Source organism: Streptococcus sp. HMSC070B10 (assembly GCF_001808665.1).
GTDB lineage: Bacteria > Bacillota > Bacilli > Lactobacillales > Streptococcaceae > Streptococcus.
This window is the reverse complement of sequence record NZ_KV794133.1, coordinates 1-10103: the sequence shown is the minus strand read 5'-3', so window position 1 is coordinate 10103 and position 10103 is coordinate 1. Positions and strand designations below refer to the sequence as shown.

The 10103-nt window shown below is 43.2% G+C and carries 11 protein-coding genes; all 11 read right to left on the bottom strand.

Translation table 11 applies throughout. From position 1 onward, the window contains the following. The coding region (locus HMPREF2613_RS00520) for a phage tail spike protein (protein ID WP_186822060.1) at nucleotides 1-1944 on the bottom strand (1944 nt) is incomplete at its 3' end. Between the two features lie 2 nt (nucleotides 1945-1946). After that, on the bottom strand, nucleotides 1947-3449 hold the full coding sequence (locus HMPREF2613_RS00515; RefSeq protein ID WP_070478177.1) for a distal tail protein Dit: 1503 nt from the start codon (nucleotides 3447-3449) through the stop codon (nucleotides 1947-1949). Then, nucleotides 3449-6904, bottom strand: a complete 3456-nt coding sequence (locus HMPREF2613_RS00510; RefSeq protein ID WP_070478175.1) for a tape measure protein — start codon at nucleotides 6902-6904, stop codon at nucleotides 3449-3451. The genes HMPREF2613_RS00515 and HMPREF2613_RS00510 overlap by 1 nt, the downstream gene beginning before the upstream one ends. Nucleotides 6905-6924: 20 nt before the next feature. Next, nucleotides 6925-7524 (bottom strand): Gp15 family bacteriophage protein, encoded by a 600-nt coding sequence (locus tag HMPREF2613_RS00505; RefSeq protein WP_070478172.1) that lies wholly within the window; start codon nucleotides 7522-7524, stop codon nucleotides 6925-6927. 1 nt (nucleotide 7525) lies between these two features. Then, a complete protein-coding gene (locus HMPREF2613_RS00500; protein WP_049511154.1) occupies nucleotides 7526-7885 on the bottom strand; it encodes a hypothetical protein in 360 nt (119 codons plus the stop codon). 74 nt (nucleotides 7886-7959) lie between these two features. After that, nucleotides 7960-8418, bottom strand: coding sequence for a phage tail tube protein (locus HMPREF2613_RS00495; protein ID WP_070478170.1), 459 nt, complete (start codon nucleotides 8416-8418; stop codon nucleotides 7960-7962). Continuing rightward, nucleotides 8419-8820 (bottom strand): minor capsid protein, encoded by a 402-nt coding sequence (locus HMPREF2613_RS00490; RefSeq protein ID WP_070478169.1) that lies wholly within the window; start codon nucleotides 8818-8820, stop codon nucleotides 8419-8421. It abuts the gene before it with no gap. After that, a complete protein-coding gene (locus HMPREF2613_RS00485; protein WP_049488132.1) occupies nucleotides 8817-9179 on the bottom strand; it encodes a minor capsid protein in 363 nt (120 codons plus the stop codon). Before HMPREF2613_RS00485 ends, HMPREF2613_RS00490 begins: the two co-directional genes overlap by 4 nt. Beyond that, nucleotides 9179-9520: a putative minor capsid protein gene (locus tag HMPREF2613_RS00480; RefSeq protein ID WP_049488130.1), complete on the bottom strand. Its 342-nt coding sequence runs from the start codon at nucleotides 9518-9520 to the stop codon at nucleotides 9179-9181. The genes HMPREF2613_RS00485 and HMPREF2613_RS00480 overlap by 1 nt, the downstream gene beginning before the upstream one ends. Further along, nucleotides 9507-9908, bottom strand: coding sequence for a hypothetical protein (locus HMPREF2613_RS00475; protein WP_049488128.1), 402 nt, complete (start codon nucleotides 9906-9908; stop codon nucleotides 9507-9509). The genes HMPREF2613_RS00480 and HMPREF2613_RS00475 overlap by 14 nt, the downstream gene beginning before the upstream one ends. 12 nt (nucleotides 9909-9920) lie before the next feature. Beyond that, nucleotides 9921-10103, bottom strand: a 183-nt coding sequence (locus tag HMPREF2613_RS11440; RefSeq protein WP_186822059.1) for a hypothetical protein, incomplete at its 5' end; no start/stop codon positions are given.

The following is a 10103-nucleotide window of genomic DNA, read 5'->3' as shown; positions in this document are numbered from 1 at the left end:
ATAGCGCTTGTTAGTACTATCAGAGGTGCTAAAACTATCACGGCCATCAGCAGAATTAGCCCATGCCCTATGAAAATACGGAGTCCGACCATCTGCTCCAGGTTTACCTGGAATACCTTGAGGGCCGTCTTTACCGTTTAAACCATCTGAACCTCTCCATCTCGTCCAGCGATAGTCGGCAGGATTGACGCTGTCTGTTGAGTTGAAATCAACATAGACTCCTATATAGGTCTTGTCAGCGTTAGTCTGGCTAAATCCACTACCTGAGATAGTATCAGCATAAGCTATATGAGTGTACTGTGTACGACCGTCCGCTCCTCTAACTCCTGGAATACCTTGGTCACCTTTGGCACCTTGCAAGCCTTGTAGACCTTGTAGCCCACGTTCCCCACGGTCTCCCTTTTCGCCTTTTTCTCCTCTGTCGCCTTTAGGGCCAGGGTCACCTTTCGGTCCTGTGTCCCCTTTTTGACCTTGTAGCCCGTCCGATGTATTGATAAGCGTTAACTGCTCAGAGGCTACCTCTTTGTTATCAATCCACGCCGAGACTGTCAAAACCATCTTTTGATTGATGTCAGAGCCTCGGACAATGTAACTAGGGCTTGTGGCTTTGATTACACCATCAACGACCCAACGCCATCCGCTATTGATGACCTTGTTACCTCGCATTAAGGTAGGGGTCACAATGGTCTGACCTTGGCCATTTTTAAAGGCGACACCGTTATCTGTGGCAAGTTTGATAGTGTAAGGCTTAGCCTCTTCTATCATTCTGTCTAGCTGTTGCTGAATACCTTGAGATAGTCTATTCTCAAGCGCCTTAGCATTTGAAAAAGTCGTTTTATTGTTTCTAGGATTGGTAAAGCTGATGACTTGCTCAGATACTCTCATCTCAAGCAAGAGAATAGGGCTAAATCCGTCATCATAGACTTTTACCGTATCTCCTATTTCAAGATCTGTAAAGCCCTCAGCCTCGTAAGTTACTGCTGGGTAACAGTTCTTTTTGAGCTCACGGTAAGCTGTTGATCGGATGACCTCAGGATTTGAACTCTCTACAGTCATGTCTTTTCTTATCCACTGGTCATCAGCTGTGCTGTGTGTGAAAGTAGATGGATACATCTGCATTGAAAGAGGGGCATACAAAGCAGCCCCTGACTGGTAAAACTCACGTTCTCCCTTTGCGTTGTTAACCGACCATGGACCAAGACCGCTGATGCCAATAACATTGCCGTGTTCGTCCTTACCCGTTGGGACTACGGTGTTATATATCCCAGTCTTATCAATCGTCCTAGTGATTGTTTTTAAGTTCTTACCATACCTCAAAACAGTAGAGCTGATTTGTCCTACCCCTTGATGACTGTCGTTATGTTCATGATATACATTAACCGTAAATGACTTGATAGAGCTATCAGCGTTCAAACGTGTGTCAAACTCAATTTCAGCGTCAAATTTCTTGGCAAGACTTAATAGTCTATTGAGCTTTGTGTCTGTGCCCTCCCACTCAGCAGAAATCTTTTTGTCTGATACCTCATTGATACCGATTTTTAAAAAGGTATAGTTGAGCAAGTCCATCTCCTCACAAAATTCCTTAAAGCTCATAGCCTTAGGCGATTTGTAAGGAATAGAGTACTCATTGATTAGCTCAAGGTTTAGGTTGATACCGTAGCATTTAATGACCTTCTCGTTTTCTTCAACCTTTCGGATTGTATACAGGTATGTCTTGCCTTTGTAATGGAATGACACAAATGCCTTCTCATTGAGAGAATTATAAGCCCTCTTTTTGCCTACATCTGAGATAATTGCCTTTTTAAAGACTGTAAAATCAAAGGTACTAGAACCAGTTTCCAGGTATCTTGTCCAGGTGTCATTGAAATAGTTCAATGTATCCTGTTTGTCATTGTCGATAAAAGCCACTTTTCTCAAATTTGAGTCATGTATTGTCAATAACATTGTTATAGATACCTTTCTTTAAATTCTACTTTGACAGTGGGTTTGGTCTTGACCCAACTTGAGCAATAGACCTCAAGCTGACTGTTTCCAGGTGGAATAGTCAAGAAACTTGAACCATCTACAACATCCACAATCTTCTCAAGGCCGTCCACTGTGACAGTGTCATTCTCGCTGTTTAGCACAACATTCGAGCCGATTGGATAGCGGTTAGGCACATCTCCGATTGTTTTGACAAAGTCTTTGCGATAATACAATTCATCAAGATACATATGAGAGACCATTGGATAATCTCGATATGCCCCCAATGTCACATGGATCTTAGCTGACTTTCTGCCCTTTATTTCAGGAACTGTGAAAGTAAAGTAAGAGCCACGATAAAAGACTTGTAACTTGTCATCATTCCGTTTCAAATCCGACCAGCCTCTAGCTACACTAAAAGGGTTAATGTCTCCTGTAGTGCTTCCGTCAAATTCCCAACGTTTCAGAATGTTATAGCTACCCTTGCCATCGCTAGCAAAGAAGTTATATTCACATTCTGAGCCCAGAGACCTTTTGAAACTCTCCACGCCGTATAAGAATTTATCGTTAGTGTCAGAAATAGTAATTTTAATAAAACCATACTGATTAAGAGCTTCAGACCAAAAGACTTGTCGCCACCAAAGATAATCGTTTAAAGACCCGATTTCTCCTACACTATCATTCGGGATAGTCCAAGTTAGACTAGTAGCATAGTTGTGTAATTTAGTTTCACCTCGTAGATTTTTTAATTTAATATGGGGACGCTCCCAGAGATTTATTCTTTCAGCGGTTCCTACCACATACTCCGTATTGTCATTTGTAACGCCTTGATTTTTTAATGCTTGGGAAAAACCAGTTGAGATTTTATCGCCTCTAAAATCCATTAAGATTTCGGATTTCTTAACTATCCCTGTATCAGCCTCCTCACGGTCGCCAACCTCAAAAGCTCCGCTAGTATTAACTAGGCCTATATAGCCGTTTTCAGCGTTATTTTTGACTGTTATCACAGGAAAAGCTGGGACGTTACCATTATTGATCAAATTAAAAACAACCTTGTCAGGTTGCTCTTGTCCGTTATCAAAACGCTTATAGGTTGAGCTGTGAGCTACTCCGTCAGGGATAATCAGGTCAAAACTGCCCTTTTGGAACCATCTAGTAATGTTGTCCATTTCCACAGAGCCAGATACTAGACCCATGTAATACTTGTCAGGCTCGTCTGAAATGACAATTTTGACAGCCTCTGAGGTGTTAAAAATACCAGCTAGTTTGTGCTTAGCTGTTTCAAGTGTCATGCCGTTGCCATATTGCATAGCAAACTTGACTTTGATGGTTTTGGCGCCTGTTCGTACTTCCTGGAGATTAACTCCCAAAAGGGGAGCGTCATTTGTGGCAACGTGGCGCTCATTTCCTACTGGACGGATGATGTCTATAATGTCAATAACCTCAGAGAGGTCAAATCCATTGATTGTGATTGTGTCATTGTTCATTAGATAATCCCTCTCATCATGTTATCAATCATTAACTTATCGTTTTGATAGTTAGTCATTGGGTCTCCGATTTTAGCAATCAGAGTACCGTCATCTAGTACCATATTCACAGGGCGCTTGACAGCCTCCTCAGCCACTTCAAGAGCTCTAGCCAGGACTTTGTCAGCCTGGTCACGAATAACCTCGATTTGGCTTGTTTCTGCTCGTTCTGTGAGTGATTTGAGTCTAAACTGACTAGATACAGTATGTTTCCCTAAACCTAGCAAGTCCTCAGCGCTAAATTTGAACGCTGACATCTCTTTCTGAACGTATGCCAGACTATCAACCACATCAGAGCTATTCTGTTCAATACCCACGGCAATACCTTGAGCAATGTATCTACCTACATTGTCTCTAAATAGTCGTGACGGACTGTGGATCTTGGCCTTGGCTTGTGCTGCTCTTTCAGCTTGAGCGACAAGCGCATTAGCAGCAGCTGTGACAGCCCCAAGTGCTGAATACATACCTTGCGCCAAACCTTGCCCAATCATGCTCCCTGCATAACGCATAGCTCCAGCCCCTGACATTGCCCTAGAACGGATTGAGCTTAACATAGCTGACATTGCAGCCGTTGCTGATCCAATTCCTGAGCGGATGCCGTTAGTAATGCCATTAGAGACCCCACGACCTGCCTGTTGACCGGCTTGAGTCATCTGAGCTGCCGATTGCAGGACCACAGACACCATCTGTTGCATGCTTGAGCGCATTATTGCTACAGCTTGAGACATTGCTGACTGCACAACAGAATTGAGTAGAGACATTGCTGATCTAGCAGCTGCCGAGATACTAGAAAAGGCCGAGGCAACCATAGGAGCGGATGTAGCTAACTGCATAATGGCAGTAGTTGCCATGATTGCTGATGTGGTAATCAGTGTAAACTGACCTGGTATTGTACCAAGTACGCCAACTAAAGCACTCACAACTCCACTGATTGCTGTAAATCCTGCTGATATAGCTAGGGCTCCAGCCTGTGCCATCAACATTGAACTTGACAAAGCAACTAACCCACTTTGTAGGATAGTAATGCTAGCTGTTGCCCCTGATAAACCTACAAAAGAGGTCATTACTGATGTTGCAAAGGCACTCATAGCAGTACCAGCCAATGTCATCGCTGGGGCTAAAGTAGTTACAGAGGCTGAAATTGTAGGAATGGTGCTTGCCATTGTTGTTAGTACAGCAACGGCCATGGCTCCGCTGGCTTGTATTGTGAGTAGACCTGCTCCCAGTGCCTGCATACCTGCACCAACGCTAGCCATGCCAGCGCTTGCTCCTGAGATTTTACCTACGCCAATAGCAACAGCGGCTAAAGATGCTGCCATATCCCCAAGGTTGGTATTTGTGATCATTACCACCCCTTGAGCTAACTGCTTAAATCCATTTCCTGCTCTTTGAGCAGCCGTACCAATAGAATTGAATACATTAGCAAGGCCATCTAATACACTCTTGATAGCATTACCTACAGAGGTGATGACATTGGAAATACCATTAAAAGCACTCTCAATACCTTTACCGATTCCTTGAGCGGCAGTAGATATTGCTTGCCCAACTGATGTAAAGATATTAGCAATGCCTTGCAAAGCTGTAGAGATCACTCCTCCAATAGAAGCAATAATGCCAGCAATACCACTCATAGCTGTACTGATACCATCAGCAATAGCCTGGATAATTGTTACAATTTGTGGTGCATTTGCAGATATGGCGTTAATGATCTGAGTCATTCCGTTAGAGATAGCTGTAACAAGTACAGAAATCCCAAGAGCAGCAACTGCAATACCAGCACCAATAAGAGCAACGGAAGCTCCAAAAGCTAAAATACCTACAGCTCCTGCTGTCAATGCTGGACCTAATGTAGCTGCTCCCACAGCAAGCAAGGCAATACCTGCTACAATGGCAAGCATTGCAACCTGTGCACCAGCTCCAGCTGAGGCAAGTTGTATAGCTGCCTGTACCAGGACATAAACACCAGCGGCAGCCATCAAGACCCCTGCGCCAATCATAAGAACTGCAGCGGCCAATCTCAAAACAGAGCCAGCACTTGCGGATGCCGTTGTCCCAACTGCTGTATTCCCTGCGCTCATTGCGGCACTTGCTCCAGCGTTAGCAAGTTGGGCTGTTGTCAATCCTAGAATGTTACTTACTAAACTAACTAGATTCTTACCAAAATCAAAGGCTGTTTTTAGAGCCTGAGCAATCTTGACTCCCGCCTTGATACCTATCAAAGCTGTGCCAATGCTAATAATCGCCGTTGCTACACTTTGGATTGTCCCTGGATCTAAGCCTGAAACAAAGTTAGCTACTGCGGTTGCAGCCTGAGAAAGCCACTTGACAATATTGCCTAGTACACTTCCTAAGGTTGTCAACACTTCTGATGCTGTCAAACTATCCCACACATGACCAATCGCACCTGAAATGCTCTTAATAGCCTCGACAAAAGCACTAACTGCTCCTGTATTTGAGAATGCCTCCCAAAACGTTTTGATTTTGGAAACAACATTAGAGATTGATGAGCTGATTCTAGTGACAACCCCCTCAATGTCTATCCCTTCTAAAAACGCACCTAGCTTTTCAGCAATACTGTCAAAATTGATTTTGTCCAAAGCGTCTGAAACAGCATTTACTGCCTTGATACCAAACTTATTGAGCTTTTCAAAGGCTGGCATGAGCTTATTAGAGAGGCTTTCCTTGGCACCGTCTATAGCTTGGTCAACCGTTTTGAACTCTGTAGCCATTTTTTGGAAAGCGTCCGAGTTCCCAGCGCGGTTCATAGCGTCAAAGAAGTCCTCTGTCTTGACTTTTCCGTCTTGAACAGCTTTTACAAGCTCAGCGGTAGACATTCCCATCTCTTTTGCGACTGCAGCCATACCAGCTGGAGCTTGTTCCATCATAATCTTAAAATCCATCCAGGCAATTTTAGGCTTACTTGCCATCTGTGTTGCCTGAGTGGACAATGATTTCATGGCTTGGGCTGGATTTTCAGCAGAGGCTGCAAGTCCACCAAAAGCCTTAACTAGACTACCAACATTTTTAGTCCCAACTGCGTCAAGTTGCGAGTAAGTACTAGCCATATCAGAGGCTGAGTAGATCGTTTTGGTTGCAAAGTCCTGCATTTCGGTCTTAGCTGCCTTGATTTCCTCAGCTGATCGCCCAAAGGCCTGTAGGTTCCCCTCAAAGGTTTTCCAAGCTTTCTGTGAACTGTTTAGCTCAGAGGCCATTTCACGGACACCACTTGTAATAGTCCCAATTCCTGTAGTAAGGGCAGAACTAATCAGATTAGCTCCTAAGACAGACTTAAAAACAGACCCTACTTTCGAGCCTGCGTTTTCAAGTCCACCGAATAGAGCTTTAAGCTTGCTTACTCCTGATTGAGCATTAGAGCCATCCATATCAACCTTGATAGTAACTGAACCATCTGCCATTATGTACCTCCTTTCTAAAATTAGTAGTCAAATTCATCAGGTAGAGCATACTCTTTTTTGAGTTCCCTCATGTTCTCCTTATACTGCTTACTATCTCCCTTTTGAGGCTTGTAAGAGCGTATTTTTAGCACCTCAGCAAATTTAGTATCAATAGGCAGGCCATTGAGTAAAGCGTTGAACTTCTTCCAGTGTAGGCTGTTCTGAGCGTCTATTAGGTCAATTCCGTAAGCCTGGAGAAATGATGAGTAAATATACTCAGCGTCGTACTTCAAGCTAAAGAGACGATCTCCTCCCTCAGATTGGCTCCTAGAGCGTATCTTGCTTTTGATTGGGTTCCCTGCCAAATCTAGCACTGGTGCTGTGTCTTTAGCTGGAATAATTCTAATATGCTCCTCAAATATCATCTTAAAGATTGCTGTAGCTTGTTCAGGAGTTAAAGCCTGAGTAAAATCTACATCGGTCAAGATTTGAATAGCCAGGAAAGGCTTGTAAAGCTCGTCAATGTCATCATCATTGATCAGCTCCACCACTTTCAAAACCTTGTTAAAAGCGATATTCATTGGATACACATCATCACCAAGGACTAACTCATCTGTCAATTTCCTTGATAGGTCCAGCATGTCAGTCACCTAGATATTTTTTGAGGGCATCTGTATTGTTGCGTTTCTCCCATTCTGAGATAACCCCTGTGATAGCCTCAAGCAAGTAAGCCATAGTATCGACAGTCGAGCCGTTAGAGAAATCATAGACCTTGTTATAAGCGTCTTGGTCAAACAGCTCTGTCCATGACCCTTTTACCAAGTCTTGTAAAGTTTCAAAGGCCTTACTGTCTTCTGTGTTGGCTAGTTTTTCGCCGTCTTTTTTGAGCTTTTTACCAACTGACTCCATTTTGTGGATGTTTTTGTCATTGGCTACAAATTCAAGCCTGAACTCTCCAAAATCAACAGGGATGACATTGTCACGTTTCTTAATTACTACCATTTGTTTTCTCTCCTACTAATTTTTTAAAATCAAAAATAAAAAGGGGAGCCTGTTCACTCCCCTAGATCAAATCATCAACCGACTACAGCAGACTGTTTAGGCGCCACATTCCAGCTGATAGTGCACTTAAAGGTCTCATACTCAGACGCATCTCCGCCTCCAATTTGGATACCTGAGACAGTAGCGACTCCGACATATTGAGTTTTGCCATCAGCGTCTACCACTTTAAACCAGACATTACGGTCATCTCCAGTTTTAAAGCGCATAGCTGCAACAATTGCCTGAGCTTCATCCTCTTTGATGTAATCGCCCTCAAAACTGTAACCACTCTTAACAGACGTCACTACAGTTTTTTTGGTGCCGTCGCCGTTGTAGTATGCAATGTCATCTGTATCCTCGTCATTTTCAGCCTCGGCGGTTTTTACTCCGTCCGCAAGCCATTTCCAGGCGTCATTACCTGGCTCAGTAGCTGGTGCTGTTGGTAACCATGGCGCAAGAAAGTGTTTGCGTTTGGCGTTTTTCATTTTTGGCATTTAGTTTCCTCCATTTGTTTCAAGTTTTGCCGTTACATCTAACATGTAAATATAAAAACCTTGCTCATCACGGTCATTTAGGAATGGCTGTGATACTTCAAGGCCTCTGAATTGATATGAATTATTTTTGCTAGGTAGTTCCAGATTAAAATCGGCGAGAGCATGATTGATGGCCCACAGGATAGAGCTTGTCTTCTGGTGATCAGTCGTTTTGATTGCCACCTCAAATACAAGGCTAATGTCCTGCTTACCGTTCATGTACTCTGTTAAAATCTTCCCACCTGGCAAAGGATAAAGGACTAAATCCTCCCTCTCTGATAAGTAATCTAGCTTACAAGCCAGAGGGAGGTTTAGTGTGTTGATGAAATCCCTGAGGACTTCTGAAAAATCATTGTTATTCATGTTTTCACTCCCATTGCTCTTAGTCCGACTTTCCCCCAATTAGCAGAATGTAAAGCCGAGGCTTTCAAGTCCCACCGCTTACCTGTTCCTGGTGTGGTGTACTTTCTAAAAACAAATGTCCTAACTTTGTTGTAGCTTGAGCCGTAAAATTGAGCTCTAGCATAAGGTCCAGGATATTTAACTCCGTCTTTGGTTGCTTGGCCACTTCCACTAAGTTCACCACTTTTTCGTGGCACAAAGGGAGTAAAGTCAATCAACATCTGATTAGATATTGCTAACTTACCCTTTGCTAACGCTGTTGGGGATACCTTTTTCTCAATACCTTTTAGATCAACCTTAACAGATACGCCTACTCCCATCAGATACACTCCACTTCATAGCAAAATACTTTTTGTTTGTGTGGATAACTGACAGGAACCACAGAGGTCACTCTGTACTCACGTTCTCCGTCGTTGATAATGGCATTTTCAAAGGTCTTGTCTAAGACGATTGGGCAATATTTAGGGTACACAAATAACGTACTAGGCTTGGACTCTTTACGGTTGTTCTTCGTACCTTTCACTTGATACTGTCTGTCAAACCTAACAGTTCTAAGGGTCACTGGGCTCTCAAATACTTCTTTACCCCATCCGTCTTTTTCTCCTGTGGTTTTCTGAATTGTTACAGTATCAATCAATAACCGTTTATCAATGTCTGTCATAACCTACCCCCCTAAAGCCAAATCCTGCCGATGTCAGAGTATTCAAGGCGTCAATCGATAAGTTATACCTAGCACTTTCTAAAGGCTGGCTAGAGGAGTTCTTGTAGGTGATATGAGTACGCCCTAGAACCACAGTAGAGACTGATTGCTTATCATCAGCCGTAGTGATCCCACTAGCGTCCAAATATGCCACCTGGAAAGCCGTAGCCAGTTTGACAGCTTGCTTTCTGTGCTCAATCTCTTTTTCAAAATCTACAAAGCTGTAGAAATTGTTAAGAAAGAGGTTGATAGCAATCTCTGCCCTCTTTAGTAGCTTTTCAAACTCCTCAACCTCCTCAACCTCATCAAAACCAAAGTCCTTAAATTCATCTTTTGTTAAGTAGGTCATGACTTCACCGCCTTAAATTAAATAATCTGGATTTTCAGAAAGTCCTGGAATTACATCTGGAGTTGGTTCTTGAGATGGGACAACTTGCTCGATTTCTTCTAGCCAGTTGTCTCCATATTCCGCAAGTGTCTGTCTATTAATTTCATCCGCTTCAGCAACTGTCATTTCATACGCATTATTTGCATCAAACTGCTG